A 23,217-nucleotide genomic window follows, 5' to 3' on the forward strand; every position below is an offset into this window, starting at 1 on the left:
GTGCCTTAATTCTTTCGTTGTTTGAGTTCGACTCGATTGCTTCCGCCATGCTTGCCAAGCTTTCTTGAGCGGGCTCCGACTTCACTTGATCGGAAGGTGCTGGCGTGGCTTTAGCCATTTCGGATGCAGTCGTCGTCGCATGCTCTAGCTCTGACTTTATAGTGTCTGCTTTTGGTTTAGTAGCCAAGGTGTTACTCTCCACTTCAGATTAATCTTTGGTTTCTAATTCTGCATTAATTGCCAAGGAGCGTATTTCCTTGACTAATACGTTAAATGATTCAGGCATACCCGCTTCCATTTGATGGTCGCCATCAACAATGTTTTTGTACATCTTCGTTCGGCCGGCAACATCATCCGATTTGACGGTTAACATCTCTTGTAAAGTATAAGCCGCTCCATAAGCTTCCAACGCCCAAACCTCCATTTCACCAAATCGCTGGCCACCAAATTGCGCTTTACCACCTAAGGGTTGTTGAGTGACTAAACTATAAGAACCGGTAGAACGTGCATGCATCTTATCGTCAACTAAATGATTCAACTTCAGCATGTACATATAACCAATCGTAACAGGCCGTTCAAAACGTTCGCCGGTTCTACCATCATAGAGCGTAGTTTGTCCTGATTCTGGTAAATCGGCTAAACGTAACATGCGTTTAATTTCGGCTTCGATCACACCATCAAAAACAGGGGTCGCCATAGGCACACCGTTACGTAAATTTTGCGCCAGCTCCACAACAGACTCATCCGATAATTTGTCTAAATCTACTTTTTGTGCCGTTTCTTTAGTATCGTTGTAAATAGATCCTAAGAAGTGTTTAATTTCTTTAATATTCTTTCGTGCATCCAGCATGCTAGCAATTTTAATACCCAAACCTTTTGCTGCCCAACCTAAATGCGTTTCAAGCACCTGACCCACGTTCATACGTGATGGCACACCTAAAGGATTAAGAACAATATCAACCGGCGTACCATCTTCCATGTAAGGCATATCTTCGACAGGAATAATGGTAGAAATAACTCCTTTATTACCATGCCGGCCGGCCATCTTGTCACCTGGCTGAATACAACGCTTGATGGCTAAATGCACTTTAACAATTTTGAGTATGCCGGGCGCCAAATCATCACCTTGGGTTAGTTTTTTTCGTTTATTTTCAAACTTTTCATCTAAGGCAAGACGTGCTCCTTCTAACTGTTTAGCAACGGCTTCCAATTGCTGGTTAGCCGCTTCATCACGTAAACTGACAGAAAACCATTGATCTTTTGGCAGATTTTGTAAATATTCTAACGAAATTTTACTGCCTGATTTTAATTTATTCGGCCCACTGCTAGCTGTCGCACCCACCAATAAAGTTTCTAAACGCTGATAGCAATCATTTTCTAAAATTCTAAATTCGTCATATAAATCTTTTTTAATTTTATCTAAAGCTGTTTCTTCAATACTTAACGCGCGTTTATCTTTTTCTAAACCATCTCGTGTAAATACTTGGACATCAATGACCGTGCCACGCATTCCTGAAGGAACACGTAGGGAACTGTCTTTTACATCCGACGCTTTTTCACCAAAAATAGCACGTAATAATTTTTCTTCGGGCGTTAATTGTGTTTCACCTTTCGGTGTCACTTTTCCAACCAATATGTCACCCGCCTCTACCCAAGCGCCTAAATGGACAATACCCGACTCATCTAACTTAGAAAGTGCACTTTCCCCGACATTGGGAATATCGGATGACACTTCTTCGGTTCCTAACTTAGTGTCTCGTGCAATACAGGTTAATTCTTCGATATGTATTGTAGTAAAACGATCTTCAGAAACAACACGCTCTGAAATTAAAATAGAATCTTCAAAGTTATAACCATTCCATGGCATAAAGGCGACGAGCAAATTACGTCCTAAAGCTAATTCACCTAAGTCAGTCGATGGACCATCCGCCATCACATCCCCTTTTTTAATCTGATCGCCTTTCTTTACTAAAGGTCGTTGATTAATACAGGTATTTTGATTAGAGCGGGTATATTTTGTTAGATTGTAAATATCAACACCTGCTGTACCTGCCGTCGCTTCTTCATCGTCAACACGCACAACGATACGACCTGCATCAACTGAATCAATAAAACCGCCCCGTTTAGCCACCACTACCACACCTGAGTCAACCGCTACTTTGCGCTCCATACCCGTACCCACTAAAGGTTTTTCTGTGCGCAAGGTAGGTACCGCTTGGCGTTGCATGTTCGAGCCCATCAACGCACGGTTTGCATCGTCATGCTCTAAGAAAGGAATCAAAGAGGCCGCCACCGAAACAACTTGAGCAGGCGAAATATCCATGTAATTGACTTTATCCGCTGTCGTCAGCATCGACTCATTACGATGCCGGCAAGGAATTAAGTCATCGATCAACTTACCATGACCATCAAGACGTGTGTTAGCCTGCGCAATAACATATTTACCTTCTTCAATGGCAGATAAATATTGAATCTCTTTGGTTACTTTGCCATTTTCAACTTTACGGTATGGTGTCTCGAGAAATCCATAATGGTTAGTTCGAGCATACACCGCCAAGGAATTGATCAAACCAATATTAGGACCTTCAGGCGTTTCAATCGGGCAAACACGGCCATAATGGGTTGGATGCACGTCTCGAACTTCAAAACCCGCTCGCTCACGTGTTAGACCACCGGGCCCTAAGGCAGAAACCCGACGCTTATGCGTAATTTCGGAAAGAGGATTCACTTGATCCATGAACTGCGATAGCTGACTGGATCCAAAAAATTCTTTGATAGCCGCTGAAATAGGTTTAGCGTTAATCAAATCTTGTGGCATTAAGTTTTCAGACTCAGCCACACTTAAGCGATCTCTGACTGCTCGTTCAACACGCACTAAACCAATACGGAATTGATTCTCGGCCATTTCACCGACACTACGTACACGACGATTACCTAAATGATCGATATCATCCACATCACCTTTACCATTGCGTATTTCGATCAATGCACGCAATACAGCCACAATATCATCTTTGGTCAAGGTGCCTGGCCCGGTAATTTCTTCTCGACCTAAACGTCGATTAAATTTCATCCGTCCTACAGCAGATAAATCGTAACGATCCAAAACAAAAAACAAATTTTTAAACAAGGCTTCCGCCGCCTCTTTAGTCGGTGGCTCCCCTGGACGCATCATGCGGTAAATTTCAACTAATGCTTCTTGCTGACTATGACTTGGATCAATACGTAAAGTTGTCGAAATATAAGCACCTGAATCCAAGTCGTTAGTATATAAGGTTTCTACTTTTTCTACTTGTGCTTCTATCAATTTTTTGACTATGTCTGCAGTTAATTCTGTATTTGCCTCAAATAGAATCTCACCCGTTTCTGCATTAATAATAGGCTTAGCCAGTGTTTTTCCTATCAAATAACCAATCGGTAACTCTAATTGTTTAATCTTAGCTTTTTCAATTTCACGGATCTGTCTAACTGCAATACGCCGACCTTGCTCAATAATAATTTTGCCTGCTTCGTCTTTAATATCAAAGCTCGCAATTTCACCACGCAAACGTTCAGGCACTAAATCCAAAACTGCATTTTCACCTTTTAAATGAAAAACATTATTACTAAAAAATAACTCTAATATTTCTTCTGAGGTATATCCTAAGGCGCGTAAAAGTATGGTAGCCGCTAATTTACGTCGTCTATCAATACGAACAAATAAATTATCTTTAGGATCAAATTCAAAATCTAACCACGAACCACGATAAGGAATAATTCGCGCTGCATACAACAATTTACCCGAAGAATGGGTTTTGCCTTTATCGTGCTCGAAAAATACACCGGGTGAACGATGTAACTGCGAAACAACTACTCGATCGGTTCCATTAATTACAAAACTTCCTGTGTCTGTCATCAATGGTAACTCACCCATGTACACTTCTTGCTCTTTAATATACTTGATCTTGGTTGAGCCTGGCGCTGCTTCTTTATCATAAATGATCAGACGCATTTTAACACGCAAAGGAGCACCATACGTTAAACCACGTGCTTGACATTCTTTAACATCAAAAGGAGGTTGCCCTATTCGGTAAGTAATATATTCCAGTGTGGCTTCACCACCCGAATAAGAAGAAATAGGAAATATAGATTTAAAAGCCGCATTAAGCCCTACATCTTCCAGCGCATCTGGTGAGGTATCTACTTGTAAAAATCGGTGATAAGACTCAATTTGCGTCGCTAATAAATAGGGCGCTTCCATTATGGTTGCTTGTTTACCAAAATTTTTGCGAATACGTTTTTTTTCAGTAAACGAATAAGGGGTTTTTGTTTGCTCAGTTGCTGGGGATGTCCGAATTACCATCTAAAGTTCACCTAGTTAGAGAACAGAATAAATAAAGAAAAATCGTGCCCATTATAGCTGGGCTTATGTTAGTGTTGGCTATCAGTAACGCTTTAAAGCCTATTTTTTAACTACTCTTCACACTTGAATTTTTTTCTGCATTGCCGCTCAACTCGCAATCCTCATGTATACCACAATACATTCCGACTGCTTCGTTTTCGAGGCGCCTTGCCAAAAACCCCATTGCTGTGAGCATAAAACTTCAATCTCGTTCTAAGTCCCTTTTTAGCCTACGTCCTTACGATTAACATCGTCTTAAACATGAATTTTATAAATTGTGCTGTGTATTCAAAAATTAAACCGACAGCGTGCTTAAAAACTAGTTTCATAACACAAAGAATGCCCAGCATAAATCTGAGCATTCTTTACTGTTATAAGACTTATTTCATTTCGCCTGTAGCACCTGCTTCTTTAAGCTTAGCAATAAGCGCTTCAGCATCTGCTTTCGATAAACCTTCTTTAATGACCGCCTTAGGTGCTGATTCAACTAAATCTTTAGCTTCTTTTAAGCCAAGACCCGTCGCTTCGCGCACTGTTTTAATCACATTAATTTTATTAGCACCCACTTCTTTCAATTCCACATTGAATTCGGTTTTTTCTTCAACCGCTGCGGCAGCGGCACCTGGTGTTGCTGATACGGCGACTGTCGCTGCGGCTGCAGAAACACCAAATTTTTCTTCCATATTCTTAATCAGATCAACAACTTCCATGACGCTCATGTTAGAAATTGCATCTAATACATTTTCTTTTGCTTTAGCATTCATATTAATCACTCCAAAAAAATAACTTTAATTAAAACACCATTACGCGGCGGCTTGCTGCTTGTCACGTATAGCAGCCAACGTACGTACTAATTTAGCCTGTGGCTCAGCGAGTGTACGCACTAACTTAGTCATTGGTGCTTTCATAACTGCCATCAATGTCGCAATGGCTTCGTCACGGGTTGGAAGGTTAGCGAGTTTTTCGAGCTCATTCACCGCTAATAATTGACCATCTAAGGCGACTGCCTTAACGATCAATTTTTCATTTTGCTTGATAAATGCTCGAATAAGCCGCGCTGCCGCACCAGGCTCTTGTTGGGAAAATGCTAAAAGCAAAGGCCCTACCAGCGTATCTTGTAAACACGCAAAGCCTGTACCCTCTAAAGCACGTCGCGCCAAGGTATTACGCACGACACGTAAATACACTCCAGAGCTGCGCGCTTGCAATCGTAATTGACTCATTTCCCCGACGCTTAAACCACGATATTCAGCAGTGACTGCTGATAACGCATTTTTTGCAACCTCTCCAACTTCCGCAACAATGGCCTGTTTATCTTCAAGTCTTAATGTCACGTTGGTTTTCTCCTCATATATTATTTCAACCATCGAGTATTACTGGGTGATGGTTGAAGGCTCGGTGGCCATAAAGGTTCACCGTCTGCGTAGGTAAAAAAATTAAGCATCAAATTAATAAGAAGACATAAATCTATCTTTGGTTAATGATGATGCACCTACGGTCTCCGACAGTTAGAGGGAAAGCCCTTTAACTGCGAATTCATTCCCGCTACTTATATCAAGCGGGGGTAGCTCTTCTATCCTAAATAAGCTAAATAGTCAAGATATAAACCACTTATTTAGGTTATTCCGTATCTACACAAATAGAGCAACGTGCCTCATTAACTTGCTTCTAGCGATGCTAAATTAATTAATAAACCAGGCCCCATGGTACTAGATAGACTTAACTTCTTTAGATAAATCCCTTTAGCAGTAGCAGGTTTGGCTTTTTTAACCGCCCCTACCAGTACCTCTAAATTCTGCAATAATTGCTGAGGCTCAAAACTTAACTTACCAATCGTACAGTGAATTATTCCGCCTTTATCAGCACGATAACGCACTTGACCCGATTTTGCATTGGCGACTGCTGTATTGACATCCATCGTTACTGTGCCTAATTTAGGATTAGGCATCAAGCCTCTAGGTCCTAATATCTGGCCAAGTTGACCCACTAAGCGCATAGCATCCGGTGTTGCAATAAGCACATCAAAGTCTAAGTTACCGGCTTTAATGGTTTCAGCTAAATCCTCAAAACCGACGATATCAGCGCCTGCTGCCTTCGCTGCTTCGGCATTGGCTGCCTGCGCAAACACAGCAACACGCAACGTTTTACCTATTCCGTGTGGCAATACAACCGCACCACGAACGGTCTGATCCGATTTACGTGGATCAACACCTAGATTGATGCTGACATCAACACTTTGATTGAACTTAACTGGAAATTCTTTAAGTAAGGTGACGGCTTCTACCACTGTATATACCTTCCCAGGTAGCAGCTTTTCTTTAATCAAACGAAAACGTTTACTTAATTTAGCCATTTTATACTTCCCCTTCAACTTCAATGCCCATATTACGCGCTGTGCCAGCTATTGTACGCATAGCACCTGCTAAATCACCTGCGGTTAGATCAGGCATTTTAACCGTTGCAATCTCAGCGAGTTGTTTACGAGTAATTTTACCGACTTTATTTTTATTGGGAATACTACTACCTTTGCTGATGCCCGCTGCCTTCATGATTAAATAGGAAGCAGGAGGGGTTTTTATAATAAAGGTAAAGCTACGATCCGTGTGCACCGTAATTACTACCGGCATCGGCATCCCTTTTTCTACACTTTGGGTACGCGCATTAAAGGCCTTACAGAATTCCATAATATTCACCCCTTGTTGTCCCAAAGCAGGACCAATAGGTGGCGCAGGATTAGCCTCGCCGGCTTTTACCTGTAACCTCACATAAGCTTGTATTTTCTTTGCCATTTTTACCTCCGGGTTCTAACGCTTAACTATCACTAAGCTTCCCATTGATGGATTGACGTTAAATATCGGCTTTTTTGGCGGTGCTTTGTTGCTAGCTTTATCTATGATACTCATTGACATCAATGGTCAACTCCGTTCCTAGAAAAGCTAACACCTCGCTCTCCATCCAAAATCCTCTTTTTTTAACATCAGTCCATATGATTTAATTTTTCTTTCTTTACTTTTAGTAAAGGGCTCTACAATGTATCAAGCTTTTTTAACTTGACCAAACTCTAATTCAACCGGCGTGGAACGGCCAAAAATAATGACTGAAACACGCATGCGGTTTTTCTCATAATTTACTTCTTCGACCTCACCATTAAAGTCAGCGAAAGGTCCATCCACAACACGCACCACTTCACCTACTTCAAATAAGACTTTAGGCCGGGGTTTGTCTACACCTTCCTGCATACGCTGTAAAATCTTATCAACTTCTCGACTGCTTAGAGGCACTGGTTTATCACTTGTTCCACCAATAAATTTAATTACACCCGGTGTTTTCTGAACCAGATACCAGCTATCTTCGTCCATATCCATTTCAACTAAAACGTAGCCTGGGTAAAACTTACGTGCCGTTTTACGCTTACGGCCTTGGCGTATTTCGACGACTTCTTCCGTCGGAACAATAATTTGACCAAATTTACCAGCCAAACCTTGTTGCTTAATTCGTTCATTTAACGCATCTAAAACCTTGCGTTCATAACCTGAACGTGCTTGGACGACATACCATTGCATAGATCCATGTAGAGTCTTTTGTTCTGTTGCAGATGACTTTTCATTAGTTGAAATAGGATCGTTCGATGATTGTTCTGAAACACCGGAATGAAGTTCTGATTTTTTTTCTGCCATATTCGTTAACTATCCTCTTCATTTACGCTGTTAAAAAAGAAACTGCCCATAATAAGAGTGTATCTATGCCCCATAAAAACAAACCCGCTACTATAACCATCGCCATAACGATCAAAGTAGTACGGACCGTTTCTTCTCGTGTTGGCCAAACTACTTTGCGTAACTCAGCACGTGAAGCTTGCGCAAACGCCCAAAATCGCCGCCCTAGTGCGGTATAAAAAAATAATGATGTCAGTATAAGAGCAGCTATTATCCACCCTATCAAGCGAATAGCAATGGCCTGATGAGAAAAATAATTATTGGCATAAACAGCTAATAGGATAATAATTCCCATTATTATCCAGAGTATCCACTCTCTTCTAGTTACCTTGCTTTCAACCTTTGCGTTCTTCATTTCACCTATTTCTATATTTTCTACAAAACTGAGTCATTTGATTTTGTTCTCACGCCCAGTTTATGCACCCCTCGACGTCAAATACACTAGTTAAACCTTAGCAAACCTAGGTTTATGGCAGGCCAGGAGGGAATCGAACCCCCAACCTGCGGTTTTGGAGACCGCCGCTCTGCCTATTGAGCTACTGGCCTAATTCTACTCATCTTAACAAATCTTCGTCTTTTGTTTGACTTCGTTGTTGAATTGTCTTTTCCGATGCTCATGTACTGCGTGTACACTCCGCTTCTCAAAAACAATCGCCTAGAAATCAAACAAAATACTCGATTCTATGCTTCTGTAATTAATTTACTATAAAAAAATCTAAACCATCATGGAGCCCACAACCGGGATCGAACCGGTGACCTCTTCCTTACCAAGGAAGTGCTCTACCACTGAGCCATGTGGGCCTGCACGCATTATACTCTTTCACACTTGAATTTTTATCTGTTGGCACTCATGCTGCATTGCTTTCTGGAGCGGGTGATGGGAATCGAACCCACATAGCCAGCTTGGAAGGCTGGAATTCTAACCGTTGAACTACACCCGCAAATTTAATATCTAAAAATTAACTGGTGGAGGGGGAAGGATTCGAACCTTCGAAGGCTGAGCCGGCAGATTTACAGTCTGCTCCCTTTGGCCACTCGGGAACCCCTCCTCAAAATTGAGGGGCTATTTTGCGAAAGTCAAGGCTGGATGTCAACCACTATTCTCATTACAATACATAAATATTTTTTTGTATACTCTTCACACTTGATTTTTTTCTGTGCACCATTCAACTCAGAATTCTCAGGTATAATATTGTATACACATAAATTGCTGCATGGTTGCGGCATCTTCTCAAAAATCCAATTGCTGTGAGTATCTATTTATCATGCATTTTCAAATGAACATTTATTCTGCTACGGTGACACTTTTTTTAGTCATGGATCCGCTGGGAAATATTCCAGTTTTCTTATCATTACTCAAACAAGTTGATCCCAACCGACGCACTAAAATTATTTTGCGTGAAAGTTTAATTGCATTTGCTATCCTGACACTTTTTTTATTTTGTGGAAAACCAATTTTAGATAGCTTACATATTAGTGAAGAAGCATTAGGGATTGCGGGCGGAATTATTTTATTTCTTATTGCCATTAAAATGTTGTTCCCTATGAGCCAAAATAAATTAGCTGATCAAACTCAAGGAGAACCTTTTATTGTTCCTATGGCCATTCCTCTGCTCGCTGGGCCTTCTGCCATGACTACCGTCATCTTGTTCGCCAGTCAAGCACCTCATCAAATGGGCGAATGGTTTGCCGCCTTAGCGGCCGCTTCATTGATAGCGACACTATTACTTTTAATTGCTGTACCTTTACAAAAATTATTGGGTATCAAAGTAATTGCTGCATTAGAACGTTTAATGGGAATGATATTAACCACTATTGCCGTACAGATGTTTTTAACCGGCTTAGGAACCTACCTCAGTGCTCTTCGCACTTGAATTTTTTTCTGCGTTCGCGCTCAAGTTACAATCCTCATGGTTATTGTATAAACCAGATTCTTGCATGGACGCGGCACTTGCCAAAAATCTAATTGCTGTGAGTATCTTTGATTAATATGCTTTTAATTTTGCTGAACAGTATTCGCTAACAATACTTTTTTTAATATGCTTAGCGCTTTATCTAACTGTTGTTTGCTAATGACTAAAGGCGGCGCTAAGCGAATAACGGTATCGTGGGTTTCATAGCTTAATAAACCTTGCTCTAATAACTGTAAAACAATATCACGCCCTTTTGCATAGCGTCCATCCAGTTCGACACCTATGAATAAACCTTTACCACGAATTTCTTTGATTAACGGTGATGATATTTTCAATAGGTTTTGATATAAATAATCCCCTAACTCTGCTGAACGTTGGATTAGGCTTTCATCAAATAGTATGTTTAAAGCTTCTAATGCGACTGTTGCCGCTAAAGGATTACCACCAAAAGTGCTGCCATGATCACCCGGTGTAAAAACATGCATGATATCACGACGACTTAAAAACAATGAAACCGGCAACAAACCACCGCCTAATGCTTTACCTAGAATTAAACCATCGGGTTTAACGTTTTCATGTTCATAGGCCAAAAATCGACCGGTTCTCCCTAAACCGGTTTGTATTTCATCCAAAATAAGCAAAACATTATTTTTCCGACAAATTTTTTCAATAGCTTGTAAATATCCTTGGGGAGGCACAACAATACCTCGCTCACCTTGGATAGGCTCGACTAAAAAAGCAGCCGTATTTGGGGTAATTGCAGCCGACAAAGCAGCTGCGTCACCATATTCTATGGTTTTGAATCCTGGCGCAAACGGACCAAAACCGAATTGATACTGAGGCTTTGATGACATGCCTACCACTGTCGTCGTACGGCCATGAAAGTTACCTCGGCAAACAATAATTTCAGCTTGGTTTTCTGATACTTTTTTTATAGTATAAGCCCATTTTCTAGCGGCTTTGATCGCGGTTTCTACCGCTTCAACACCCGTGTTCATGGGTAAAGCACACTCCATTTGAGTTAAATCGCAGATACGCTTTAAAAAAGCTCCCAGCCTATCACTATAAAAAGCGCGAGAACAAATGGCTAAGCGTTGTGCCTGCTGCGTTAAAACACTCACTAAACGAGGATGACTATGCCCATGGCTCACTGCTGAATAAGCACTCATCATATCGATATAACGTTTACCAGAAATATCCCAAAGTTCAGCACCTAAACCATGACTCAGCACCACGGGTAAAGGGTCATAATTGGCCGCGCCATAACGTTGCTCAAGCTCGATAGGATTATTAAGCCTTAGATCATTAGCAAAGGTTGGCTGTTGATCGGCTAAAACGGGTTGCTTACTCATTTAGTTTAAACTCCAAAAATACTCAGCAATATTTCTTTAATTAATCTTTCCGTTTTGTGATTCTGATCATGATAAGGGTTGTACTCAACTACTTCAACTCCAATAAGTAATGATTCTTGGCGTAATTGAGTCAGTGCTTGACATAAATTCTTTCCTGAAATACCGTCAGCTTCTGGCACGCCCACACCGGGCGCATCGAAAGGATCAATCCCATCTAAATCCAAACTAACACCAAATCTTAAACAATTTTTTTTTACATAGGCTATCGCTTCGGCAAATACCGTCTCCAACCCCCGTTTCTCAATCACTTCCATGTTATAAATGCGTACACCTAAACGCTCTAATAATTTCTCTTCTTCCGCTTCAAAGCTACGAATACCGATTAAAACCAAATGTTTCGGATCTATTTTAGGATAAGGTATTGAGATGTGTGTTAGCGATGTGTCACCATAACCCAGTAGAACTGCTAGTGGCATACCATGAATGTTACCTGTGGAAGTCGTTTCAAAGGTATGACTATCCATATGCGCATCAATCCAAATCAATCCCAAATTGCTTTGTTGTTGTTTTTCCAGTGCAGCTACCACGCCACTCCAAGTTCCTATCGCACAGGAATGGTCGCCCCCAAATACAACAAAACGTTTATTTTGTTGGGTTAAATCAAAAGTTATGGTAGATAATTCGGTATTGAGCTCTACTACGCGCTGCAATCTATTGTTTTTATTGCCACTCCGCGGCACTAACATAGCTTGCCAATGACTTGGTAAATGTTGTTCGGATAGTTGTTGCTCTAAGGCATGATTTTGCAGTTGTAACGGACCTTCTGCACAACCTACGTCATTCGCGGCCATACCGGATGCATACCCAATTAGGGATAGTGATGTTGTCATAGTATTTTAAACCTCTTGTTTTTATTGTTGATTCAAACATTTCTCGACAAAAATAAAAATAAGCATCGATAAGATTAAGCCAATCATTTAAAGAACTTTACCATTACCCTTATCTATAAAATTTATAACTTAATCTATTGTTTTTAGCAATATAGATTTTGTAAAGAAACTGGAAGCTTTCAAGCTTATTTTTTCAATGTAAACTTGATATATCTGAAAAGACGACTAACAATAGATCTATGCAACCCCTTGCTCCACTTATTAAAGATCTTGCTGTCATACTAGGCGTAGCTAGTTTAGTCACGCTTTTATTTCAAAAAATAAGACAACCCGTCGTATTGGGCTATCTATTATCCGGCATTATTGTCGGCCCTCATGTTCCTCCCTATGACCTGGTTACCGATGTGCCCAGTTTGCACACGCTATCTGAATTAGGTGTTATCTTTTTGATGTTTTCATTGGGTTTAGATTTTAGTTTTCATAAACTTAAACGAGTCGGAACACCGGCTATCATTACTGGTTTATTTGAAGTACTGATAGTTTTATTGATTGGTTTTTTATTAGGCAAAATTTTAGGTTGGTCTATTTACGATTGTATTTTTTTAGGTGCCGCACTTTCCATCTCATCCACCACTATCATCATCAAAGCCATGGAAGAATTGGGTTTAAAAAACAAACACTTTGCTGAATTGGTATTTGGCGTGTTGATAGTTGAGGACCTGTTAGCCATTTTATTGCTTGCCGGGCTCTCTATTGTAGTCGGTACACACGCAATTATTTCTGCCACACTCGCAGACTCAGCAATTAAGCTTTTTATAGTTGTCGGTAGTTGGTTTTTGATCGGTTACTTTTTAATTCCCACTTTGATTCGAAAATTAGTCGATGTTGCCAATCAAGAAACCTTAACTATCGTCTCCGTCGCTTTATGTTTAATATTAGTTTGTATTGCTGCCTACTTTGGTTATTCCACCGCTTTAGGTGCCTTTATTATGGGTTCTATTTTAGCTGAAACAGATTTAATTCAGTTTATTGAACAATATATGCGACCTATCCGTGATATTTTTGCGGCAGTATTTTTCATTTCGGTGGGAATGCTTATCGATCCGAGTATCATCATGCAAAATATTTGGATAGTCGTACTAATTTCCATCATCACTATTATTGCTAAAATTTTTGCTACTGGCACCGGTGCTTTAGCGGCAGGACAAAGTTTAACCACTTCGGTACGCACAGGTTTTAGTATGGCGCAAATTGGTGAGTTTTCTTTTATTATCGCCGGATTAGGACTGACATTACAGGTAACCCGCCCGGCTCTCTTCCCGATTATCATTGCCGTATCGGCTGTTACGACCTTTACGACACCCTATCTCATCATGTCTTCGGCTCCTCTAAGTAAACTTTTAGAAAAAAATCTTCCTATGCACGCAAAAGAACTATTAAGCCATTACACCATACTCATTCATCGCTACCTAAGACTGAAGAAAAAACGTGTTATGTATAGCCAATACATCACGCGTTTATTGATTAATAGTGTCATGGTAGCGATCATTTTTAGCTTGAGTGAAAAATGGATATTTCCAAAAATCAGCGAATGGATTATAAAAACCTACTGGGTCAATACGTTAAGTTGTCTCGTCGCCTTATTATTAGCTTCACCGTTTATCTGGGGCATGATCTTTGCCTATCGCGCATTCCCGCATCGACGTCATACTGCAATTAAACCTATCATCGCCTTAGGATGGATCTTTACTTTAACTGTCATTACCACTTTGGCAATTACCTATTTTCATACTTGGTCTATTATTTTACTGCTAATCATTATTGCGTTTACTTTATTTAGTTTATTGCATAAACCACTGCAAAAATTTTATCCTTGGCTAGAAAAAAGATTTCTAGCCAATATCAAAACACCCAGCATTCAAGAAACTTCTAAAGATGAATTAACTGCTTGGGGTATTAATTTAAAAGGCACTAACATTCAGAATAATTATTATTTTATCAATAAAACTTTACAAGAATTGAATCTTGCTCAGCAATTTGGCATACATGTCATTGCGCTTTATCGTGGCCCTAAAATTATCCTTACTCCAGCACACCATGAAAAAATCAGGCTTTATGATAAGCTGTTTATTTTAGGTAGTGACGAACAAATCGATACGTTTAGTCAGTTATTACAAATTACTACCTATCAAGAAGAACTAGAACTATACAATTACCTTGAGTTAAAAACTTTTTTACTCGATAAAACTCATCCTTTCATCGGCCTTAGCATTGCTGAAGCCATGCAAAAAAATCATATCGACGGAATAGTGTTAGGTATGGAACGCAAAGGGGTAAGAAAAATTAATCCCAGTAAAAATATTATTCTACATAAAGAAGATTTATTGATCGTGTTAGTTTATAAAGCGTCGACTTAAATGACCCTTGTTGGCTTCTAAAAAATTTCCTTAACCGCCTTTGCTAGTGAGATCAGATAAGTTTCTTGTCTGGTAAACATGGCCATGCTCTCCTCGAGATAGCGTATCGGTTTGCTTGAGGTACAAAAAGCCTGCGTTATGCTAGCATAAGCAATTTAAGCGACTATGAGATAATCTTGATAAGATGCATGCCTAGGGGAAGTCCGTTCTTAGTATAATCCTTTGAACAAAAAATCTCCTACCCAAATCCAGTGACCTAAAATAACCCTTTAACAACACATTAAGAGGAAGATCATCATTATTAAGCAGTTTTTTCATCGGTTATTCCCAAAAAAAATAGCTCATCCACCGGCCAAAATTATTCCTAGGGCTGAACATACTATTTCCCGCAAGGATATTAGTCATAATGCGCTAAAGGTTCTATACCGACTCAATCAACATAAATACAGTGCCTATTTAGTGGGTGGATGTTTACGTGATATTTTACTGAATCAAAAACCTAAGGACTTTGACATTGTCACCAATGCCAGTCCTGAAAATATCAAAAAACTTTTTCGCAATTGCTTATTGATTGGCAGACGTTTTCGTCTCGCGCATATACGCTTTGGCCGAGAAATCCTTGAAGTCAGCACCTTTCGAGCCCAAAGCAAAAAAAAATCCTTTAAACATCGTAAGATTGCTACGCATGGCATGTTATTACGCGATAATGTCTACGGAACTATCGAAGAAGATGTTTGGCGGCGAGATTTTACTATGAATGCCCTCTACTACAACATCGCTGATTTTTCTTTAGTCGATTACTGTGGTGGACTCGCCGATATACAAAATAAAATAGTACGCATTATTGGCGAACCCCGGCTGCGTTATCAAGAAGATCCCGTTCGGCTATTACGGGCTATTCGCTTTGCTGGGAAATTAGATTTCCAATTAGATGCAGCCACAGCAGAACCGATACAAGAACTGGCTCCTCTACTTCGGCATGTACCCCCAGCCCGTTTATTTGAAGAAGTCCTTAAACTTTTTCATCATGGCCAAGCTTTAAAAAACTATCAATTACTTCAACAATATCACTTAATCAATGAATTATTTCCTCGACCCGAGCAAGATGAGTTTGACGACACCACCGACAGACTTCTAGAACTGGCCTGTAAAAATACCGATAAACGTATCCAACAAGGGAAAACCGTTTCACCGGCATTTTTATTTGCTGTGTTTTTATGGCCTACCGTACAAACCAAAGCTCAACAACTTATTGCACAACATACACCAACATTTATTGCCTATCAGCATGCAGTAAGCTACGCACTGAGTAAACAGCAAAAACTGATTACCATCCCACGTCGTTATAGTACCACCATTCGAGAAATTTGGGATTTACAACATCGATTATTACAACGCCGCCCTTTTATGCTGCACCGTTTAATGAACCATCCACGCTTTCGTGCCGCTTATGATTTTTTATTGTTGCGTGCCAAAATGAAGGAAATTGATGTCGAAATAGCCCATTGGTGGGCACGTTTTTTAGAAGCGGATGATGACACCAGAAAACAATTAATACAAGCCGCAACTCAAGCACCCCGAGGAGCCAAACGTCCCAGACGAGGAAGAACAATATGAATGGAATCGAATCCGGATTGACTCAGTCGGATAGCTGGAAAAACTTAAAACAACATTTTTTACAAATAAAAAAAACACCGCTCGCAGAATTATTTTTAAATGATCCATTACGCGTTAAAAAATTTAGCCTAACAGAAAAAAACTTATATTTTGATTATTCAAAAAATCCTATAGTTGAAAAAACACTGACTCTGTTAGTTCAATTGGCAAATAATGCCCATCTGAAACAACATATTAATAATTTATTTTCCGGAGCCTGCGTCAATACGACACAACAACTTCCAGCCTTACATACTGCATTACGGGACCCAAGAAAAAAAGGATTAATTGTGAATGGTGAAGATATTTTAGTCCAAATTCACGCCACCTTAAACAAAATGCAACGCGTCGTAGACCAAATTCATCAGCACCAATGGCATGGCTTTAGCGGAAAAAAAATAACCGATATCGTCAATTTAGGAATAGGCGGCTCAGATTTAGGACCCTTAATGGCCTTCCAGGCACTGAAACCCTTGCAACAAAACTCGCTACGTTTTCATTTTATTTCTCAAATCGATGAACGCACATTATCAAATTTATTAAAAAAAATAAACTTCGAAACTAGTTTATTTATTATTACCAGCAAATCTTTTAGCACCTGTGAAACTCTTTTAAATGCAACCACGCTAGTAAAGTTATTTCAAGAAAAGTTTACTTCCGCATCGATTAAACAACATTTTTTAGCCGTCACTTGTCAAATCGAAAAAGCTATCACTTTTGGTATCGATCCTGATCATGTATTTCCACTTTGGGATTGGGTTGGTGGCCGCTATTCATTATGGTCGGCTGTTGGGTTATCGATTGCCTTAGCCATCGGCATGCCAAATTTCCGCGAACTGCTCAATGGAGGTCATGCGATGGATCAACATTTTTTCCGTCAACCCTGGCTATCCAATATACCGGTTTTATTAGGTTTATTAAGTATCTGGCAAGTCAATTTTTTTCAATCTTCAGCTCATGCAATATTACCTTACGATAGTGGATTAAAATATTTTCCTGCTTATTTACAACAATTAGAGATGGAAAGTAATGGTAAATCGACACGTATCAATGGTGAGCCGGTAAATTATGCCACCTGTCCGATTATTTTTGGAGACATTGGTTTAAATGCTCAACATGCTTTTAATCAATTGTTTCATCAAGGGACTGCGCATTTTTCAGCTGATTTTATTTGCACTCTACGTGATCCCAAACTTAATATTCAGCATCATCAACACGTCATCGCCAGTGCTTTAAGTCAAAGTAAAGCTTTTATGGAAGGTTACTACAGCAATATTAGTTACAAAAATCTGCCTGGAAATCATGCTAATAATATGTTGGCGTTGAATGAACTTAATCCTTTTAGTTTAGGATTACTGATCGCGCTTTACGAACATAAAGTATTCGTGCAAAGTGTCATCTGGCAGATTAATCCCTTTGATCAATGGGGTGTTGAATTCGGCAAACAATTAAATAAAAAGATTTATCAAAGTTTAAATAACCCTAGAAACCAACAACTCACTGAACGTTTTGACTCTTCAACACAAGAGCTAATCGAACTCTATCAACAGATTAATAGCTAAGTTACGTCATTTTTTTAGCTAATTCATCCAGCGCTCTATCGGATATATCTACTGCTCACGATGCTCTCACCCAAATACTCTCTTTATGCATATCGTTTCACATAACATTGTTATCATTATTTGCATTAGGCACACTGGATTAGCGCTGATATACTTAACATTTATACCTAGTAGGTTAATGTAAATGGATGCTGCAGATTCCAAACCCTTTTCATCAGCAAAAGTTGAAGTTAAAAAGCGTAGTCGGCAAAAAGTAGCCTGGCCTGCCTATGAGCTGGCTTTTTTAGATCATGATTTTTTGCTGCATAAGTCACTCCGCTCAGTACGTTTACAATTGGAGTTATTGAAACCGGAGCTTTCCCAACAAAAATTAAAAATAGAGTCCACCATTGTCGTATTTGGTAGCGCGCGAGTGGTCGATCCTGAAGTAACCAAGCAACAATTAAAGCAAGTACAACAAAAATTAAAGCAATACCCCACTCGTATAGCGACCAGAAGAACAGAAAAATTGCTTAAAAATCAACTCGAAAAGGGTAAATATTACCAAGAAGCACAACGTTTTAGCCAAATAGTCTCTGAACGCTGCCAAAAAAATCGACGTCGCCATTTTGTCATTGTCACCGGCGGTGGTCCCGGTATCATGGAAGCAGCCAACCGTGGTGCACAGGATGTCAAAGCAAAAAGTATCGGTTTAAATATCGTGTTACCCCACGAGCAAACCCATAATCCTTATATTTCACCAGAACTCTGTTTTCAATTCCATTATTTTGCCATCCGAAAAATGCATTTTTTGATCCGTGCCAGAGCCTTAGTCTGCTTTCCCGGAGGCTACGGCACCTTAGATGAACTGTTCGAAGCTTTAACACTGTTACAAACCAAAAAAATCAAACCTATTCCTTTACTATTATTTGGCAAAAAATATTGGTCAAAATTAATCGATTTTAAATTTTTGCTTAGCGAAGGAATGATCGATGCCAAAGATCTAAAATTATTTCACTATGTTGAAAGTGCCGAACAAGCCTGGAAAATTATCGCTCAATTTTATAATTTACCGATGAAATAATTTTTTTAAATAATTCAAATTTCTAGCTTTTCTCCCATTTCTTTGGCTTATAGAACTAAATTAATTGTCTTCGCCTTTTAATATTAAGCTGTCGTAACCTTTCATTAAGAAAACCTTAAGAGTTTCTTAATGTTCATCACGTAGAATTAAATAAGTAAAAAATCTTTGTTAACAATAAGAATAATAATTCAATACAAGGAATAAAAAATGCCACTATCCGATCCCCCAGAAAGAGAAGAGTTAGATCAACAATCAAAAGAACTTCATCTGGCAGTCAATGAATTCGTCCAAGTAATACAAAATTATTTAGAAAAATCAAATCCAACGCAAAAGATAAGAGAAGAAAAAGAAAATTTCACTGAATCAACCATGTCAGAGGAAGTGAAAAAACAATTATCATCACCTATGCAGCACTATCTAAAAATAGTGTTTGATGACGATAAAAAAGATGGTATTTCTAATAACGATTTAATCATTGAAAAACTTAACTTGTTAGCGCAGCAAATTATTTCAAACTTAAATACCTTAAACCAATTTACAGCAAAAGAACAACAGCTTACCGCTATTAAAGAAAAAGCAATAACCGTCTTACAAAAAGAACTTCAAAAATCAGAAGATGTAATAAAAAAGCTTAAGTATCAAATAAAAAAGCTTGAGAAGCATGTTATTGAAACATTCAAGCAAGATCATCATGAAAACGAAGACGATGAATCCTTCTTCTATGATGATTTCTTTATAAACAGTACCTTTACTGATAATCAACTTTTAGAAAAAAACCAAGTAGCACGACAAGAGGGCCATAGTGAAACAAATAACTCAAAAAAAATTAAACTCCAATCTAGTCAAAAGGATGACAGTTATTTACAAACAAATTATGCTAATCTTAGTGAAGGGGCGTTATCTGTAAAAAATAATAAATCAAATAAAATTGAATTTGAAAATGAAGAAAAACAATTAAAAGAAATTCTAGTAAAAAACATAAAACATGGAGAGTGGAGTATGCCAAAAAACGAAACCGATATAATCGATTTAGAACACCAAATTATACATGAAGACTATCTTAATCGAGCCCATCATACTAATTTGAGTAAAAAAAATAGCGCTAGCTCAGAGAGTTCATCAAGACACCCTTCTGATTCTTCGAATTCTCCGACCTCTAAAATTTCTAATGAAAATATAAATAAATTCTTTAACAACTTTTCAGATGAAAGCGAAGATGAAGCTTTTATTGAGCTGAATTCATTTATTGAGCCGAATTCATTCAGAACATCCACTCATTCGTCCAATTCGAGTCTAAGTCGATCACATAGTTCACCTGATTTGAAGCAGTTCAGGAATAAACAAGGTACGATACTTGTCAAAAATCATTCTTCAAGCGAAGATTTGATAAACTTTAAAAGTGTTGAACACATTGAAGAAGCGTCTATAGCACCGATAATAAATTCTATAAATGGTGCTACGCTCATACCTTTAACACAAGAAACCCCCATAGAAAACATAATCTCAAATGAGGAGTTTCAAGAAAAGCTTAAAGTAGAACTACTAAAATACCTTAATGATGAATATGCGCAGGTTTTTCAGGATCACGACCTATTAAATAGTAATTCCGATTTATTTAATAATTTATTAAAGTTAGAGAGTGAAGAATTAAATCGTAAAACTTTAGCTAATCATACCATTAATAGGTTACTTAAGAATGACGATACTAAAGCTGAAATAAGAGCCGTACTTACTGAATTACATACTCAAACTGGGCATGCTGATTTATTAACTCAAGAAAAAGCAAATAGCGTATTAGCTCCATTAATCTTTCCTGATTCTTTTATAAATGGAGCTTGTGCAAATTTATTGAACGACATCCTAAGAAAAAATCGTGATAACGCTGAAAGTCTGATACAACATGCGGAAGAGATAGTCGGTACATTGAATGAAGACAATCACCCGGAAATTAGTCAAGCTTTCATTACAGAATTTTTACAAATAGCTTCTACGGCTGCCAAAAATTTATTCAATGACACTATCGATAGAAGTGAATTATCTGACTTTAAAGATAAACTTCAGAAAATCTCAGCAGATGAAATTAAAAACTTAATTTTTGCATTATCTAATAAAACACAGCTACTCACTAAAACTATAGAAAAAATACATACTAATGGTTTAATGGCTTCAACCTATTTAGATGAGGTAAAAGATTTAGCTTCATATATTTTTCCAACTTTGTGGGTAAATCAAAAAAATTTCAAGGATCATATAGCCGAAATAGGCAGAGATCTTCTAATAACTCTTTGCATTAAAAATTTGCAAACGACGGAAAAAGCTAATCTTAAAGAAGCTGCTAAAAAAACATTAGAAGATAAAATTTTTAGAAATGGGTTACTACTACCTACGGAACATACGGAAACCATAAAAAAAGCTACTAAGGAATTAGTAACCCAGCTACTGGAAACAAACAGTATAAAAGGTATTATAGAACAGACAAAAAGTACTTGTGCCGCTGATAATTTGAATCTTTTAGAAGCAAGCAGACAAAAATTGTACGAACAACTTTCACAAGAAATTGATCAAACTTTTAATCATTATTTTCCTAATGTTCATTTAGATCCTATTTTAGAAAAAATTAACACAAATCATATTCGACCGGCTAATGATCCACAGAAACTACCCATTGACCATCTTCTGACAGAAGATGAAAAACTAATGTTTCCATCAGAACTACAATATGTCGATTCAGCACAAGAATTTGTCTCAGGTTTACGGGTTAAGTATCCTCATTTACCTTCTGATTATGAAAGTAAAATAGATGATGATACCTTCAAGGAGTTACGCTTAATACTTCGCAAAAAAGCTTTAGTCGAGACTAATCAAGCTATGCCATCTGATAATGACATAATTAGTTTATCTCCAAAAGCTTGGTTAGAGAAAGCATTGCGAATAGTAACAAACAAATCTATTAATTTAGAACTCGATCAAAAGCAACAAAAAAATTTGAATAATGAATTTAATAACATATTTCCACTACCACACATAGTAGATGAAGCCATTACACAAAAATCGCTTATTGAATTAACTAAAGAATTAAAAAGATTATACGAAATAAATGCAGAAATCCCAGCGACGATTTATAAGATAATTTCGAAAATTGAAACGCAACTAAAAAAATATCCCCATTTAGTTGATGACTATGCGGTTTTCAAAGCTAATCTAAATAACTCTTTACCTCTTACTTTTCCAATTAAAGACGACAATGAAAGATCTAACCTTAACGATGAACAAATTACAGCCTTATTTGATCAGATAAACCATCGATTAGAAAATGATGTGAGCAAATGGATGTTAATTAGCAATAATATCGCTAAAGAAATTACTAACGATATTCTGACTCATCATGCAAATCAATTTGGACCTAATAAAGAAGCTATCTCATTACTCGTTACCAATGCATTGGAGATATTATATAAATTTCATGATCTCGAAAAAACACTTGAAGAAAGAAAAAAATGGAAAAACGAAATTCACCAGCTTTATGCTTTAACAGAAAAGCTGCGATCGAATAATCATTTTAGCAAGGAAATAAATACTAGAATAGTTAAACTTGAAAATATGCAGATGCTTAAAAAGAACGACCCCGAAGAAAAAAGAACTATGGTTACGCCAAAAGGAGTGTATCTCCCTTATAAGTGTCGTATCATTGCTAACTCATCAAAACCCGATCTAATAGTAATGGAACCTTCGTCTTATGAGGTCCGAATCGACAAAAATGCTTTTTATAAACAAAACGCGCTTACGATAGGTCAAACAGTTACATTTGCACAAGCATTAACCAATGGAAGCGAATGTAAGTGGGCTGTCACACGCAGTAATGAACAATGCTTAGCCTATAAAACAATTAAGAAATTTTTTAGAAACAAAGATAGCTATCTAGAGGAAGTCAGCTTTGCACAAATGATGCATCTCGTTAATAGCTTTAAAGTAAGTGAAGTGAGTACTCCTTATACACTCACCTTTGGCAATTGTTCACCCAAAATGCAGAAAATACTTTATGTTTTCTCTCAGACCTATAACAAACTCCTCGATAATAGTAACCTTCTAAAAGGAACACGAATACTTTGTCATATTAAAAATGAACCTGGGAAAGAAGAATACGCTAAGCTAGAAGAAGTATTTAAAGAAAAATTTACTCTGCATGCCAATGAACTGGTAGATATATCCGAAAAACTAAAAGCTGAATCCATTAGCCATCAAATAATACGGTCAAGAGGATAAAACC

At 38.2% G+C, this 23,217-nt stretch carries 15 protein-coding genes and 4 tRNA genes; 6 read left to right on the top strand and 13 right to left on the bottom strand.

All coding sequences use genetic code 11. The features are described from left to right. Positions 1-208: 208 nt before the first annotated feature. From rpoB to A1D18_RS04315, 11 genes are all read right to left on the bottom strand, one after another. On the bottom strand, positions 209-4,342 hold the full coding sequence (gene rpoB, locus A1D18_RS04265) for a DNA-directed RNA polymerase subunit beta (RefSeq protein ID WP_071662581.1): 4,134 nt from the start codon (positions 4,340-4,342) through the stop codon (positions 209-211). A 419-nt stretch (positions 4,343-4,761) separates the two neighbouring features. Further along, positions 4,762-5,145 (bottom strand): 50S ribosomal protein L7/L12, encoded by a 384-nt coding sequence (gene rplL, locus A1D18_RS04270; protein WP_071662582.1) that lies wholly within the window; start codon positions 5,143-5,145, stop codon positions 4,762-4,764. A gap of 39 nt (positions 5,146-5,184) precedes the next feature. Next, positions 5,185-5,715 carry a 50S ribosomal protein L10 gene (gene rplJ / locus A1D18_RS04275; RefSeq protein WP_071662583.1) on the bottom strand — a complete coding sequence of 177 codons (531 nt, stop codon included), beginning with the start codon at positions 5,713-5,715 and terminating at the stop codon, positions 5,185-5,187. Between the two features lie 323 nt (positions 5,716-6,038). Further along, entirely contained in the window at positions 6,039-6,734 is a 696-nt protein-coding gene (rplA, locus tag A1D18_RS04280; RefSeq protein WP_071662584.1) for a 50S ribosomal protein L1, read from the bottom strand. A gap of 1 nt (position 6,735) precedes the next feature. Further along, a complete protein-coding gene (gene rplK, locus A1D18_RS04285; RefSeq protein ID WP_071662585.1) occupies positions 6,736-7,170 on the bottom strand; it encodes a 50S ribosomal protein L11 in 435 nt (144 codons plus the stop codon). Between the two features lie 246 nt (positions 7,171-7,416). Then, positions 7,417-7,944, bottom strand: coding sequence for a transcription termination/antitermination protein NusG (nusG, locus tag A1D18_RS04290; protein WP_071663004.1), 528 nt, complete (start codon positions 7,942-7,944; stop codon positions 7,417-7,419). A 136-nt stretch (positions 7,945-8,080) separates the two neighbouring features. Next, a complete protein-coding gene (gene secE, locus A1D18_RS04295; protein WP_071662586.1) occupies positions 8,081-8,452 on the bottom strand; it encodes a preprotein translocase subunit SecE in 372 nt (123 codons plus the stop codon). 115 nt (positions 8,453-8,567) lie between these two features. After that, positions 8,568-8,643: transfer RNA gene (locus tag A1D18_RS04300), tRNA-Trp, on the bottom strand. A gap of 180 nt (positions 8,644-8,823) precedes the next feature. Then, a tRNA-Thr gene (locus tag A1D18_RS04305) sits at positions 8,824-8,898 on the bottom strand. A 65-nt stretch (positions 8,899-8,963) separates the two neighbouring features. Beyond that, a tRNA-Gly gene (locus A1D18_RS04310) sits at positions 8,964-9,038 on the bottom strand. A 23-nt stretch (positions 9,039-9,061) separates the two neighbouring features. Continuing rightward, positions 9,062-9,146 (bottom strand) — tRNA-Tyr (locus tag A1D18_RS04315). Between the two features lie 228 nt (positions 9,147-9,374). On the opposite strand from A1D18_RS04315, the gene A1D18_RS04320 reads away from it, so the two are divergent. Further along, positions 9,375-9,971: a MarC family protein gene (locus tag A1D18_RS04320; RefSeq protein WP_071663005.1), complete on the top strand. Its 597-nt coding sequence runs from the start codon at positions 9,375-9,377 to the stop codon at positions 9,969-9,971. A gap of 122 nt (positions 9,972-10,093) precedes the next feature. Here A1D18_RS04320 and rocD read toward each other — a convergent pair whose 3' ends face one another. Both rocD and A1D18_RS04330 read right to left on the bottom strand, forming a co-directional pair. Continuing rightward, positions 10,094-11,362, bottom strand: a complete 1,269-nt coding sequence (rocD, locus tag A1D18_RS04325) for an ornithine--oxo-acid transaminase (RefSeq protein ID WP_071662587.1) — start codon at positions 11,360-11,362, stop codon at positions 10,094-10,096. 5 nt (positions 11,363-11,367) lie between these two features. Continuing rightward, positions 11,368-12,252 carry an arginase gene (locus A1D18_RS04330; RefSeq protein WP_071662588.1) on the bottom strand — a complete coding sequence of 295 codons (885 nt, stop codon included), beginning with the start codon at positions 12,250-12,252 and terminating at the stop codon, positions 11,368-11,370. Between the two features lie 239 nt (positions 12,253-12,491). On the opposite strand from A1D18_RS04330, the gene A1D18_RS04335 reads away from it, so the two are divergent. From A1D18_RS04335 to A1D18_RS04355, 5 genes are all read left to right on the top strand, one after another. Continuing rightward, entirely contained in the window at positions 12,492-14,669 is a 2,178-nt protein-coding gene (locus A1D18_RS04335) for a cation:proton antiporter (RefSeq protein WP_071662589.1), read from the top strand. Positions 14,670-15,029: 360 nt separating this feature from the next. Then, complete coding sequence (pcnB, locus tag A1D18_RS04340; protein WP_281244160.1) at positions 15,030-16,286, top strand: polynucleotide adenylyltransferase PcnB; 1,257 nt, start codon at positions 15,030-15,032, stop codon at positions 16,284-16,286. Then, positions 16,283-17,887: a glucose-6-phosphate isomerase gene (pgi, locus tag A1D18_RS04345; RefSeq protein WP_071662591.1), complete on the top strand. Its 1,605-nt coding sequence runs from the start codon at positions 16,283-16,285 to the stop codon at positions 17,885-17,887. The genes pcnB and pgi overlap by 4 nt, the downstream gene beginning before the upstream one ends. A gap of 184 nt (positions 17,888-18,071) precedes the next feature. Then, positions 18,072-18,950, top strand: a complete 879-nt coding sequence (locus tag A1D18_RS04350; RefSeq protein WP_071662592.1) for an LOG family protein — start codon at positions 18,072-18,074, stop codon at positions 18,948-18,950. 207 nt (positions 18,951-19,157) lie between these two features. Then, a complete protein-coding gene (locus A1D18_RS04355) occupies positions 19,158-23,213 on the top strand; it encodes a hypothetical protein (protein ID WP_071662593.1) in 4,056 nt (1,351 codons plus the stop codon). Positions 23,214-23,217 lie beyond the last annotated feature (4 nt).

The sequence above is a fragment of the Candidatus Rickettsiella isopodorum genome (genome assembly GCF_001881495.1).
Taxonomy (GTDB): Bacteria; Pseudomonadota; Gammaproteobacteria; order Diplorickettsiales; family Diplorickettsiaceae; genus Aquirickettsiella; species Aquirickettsiella isopodorum.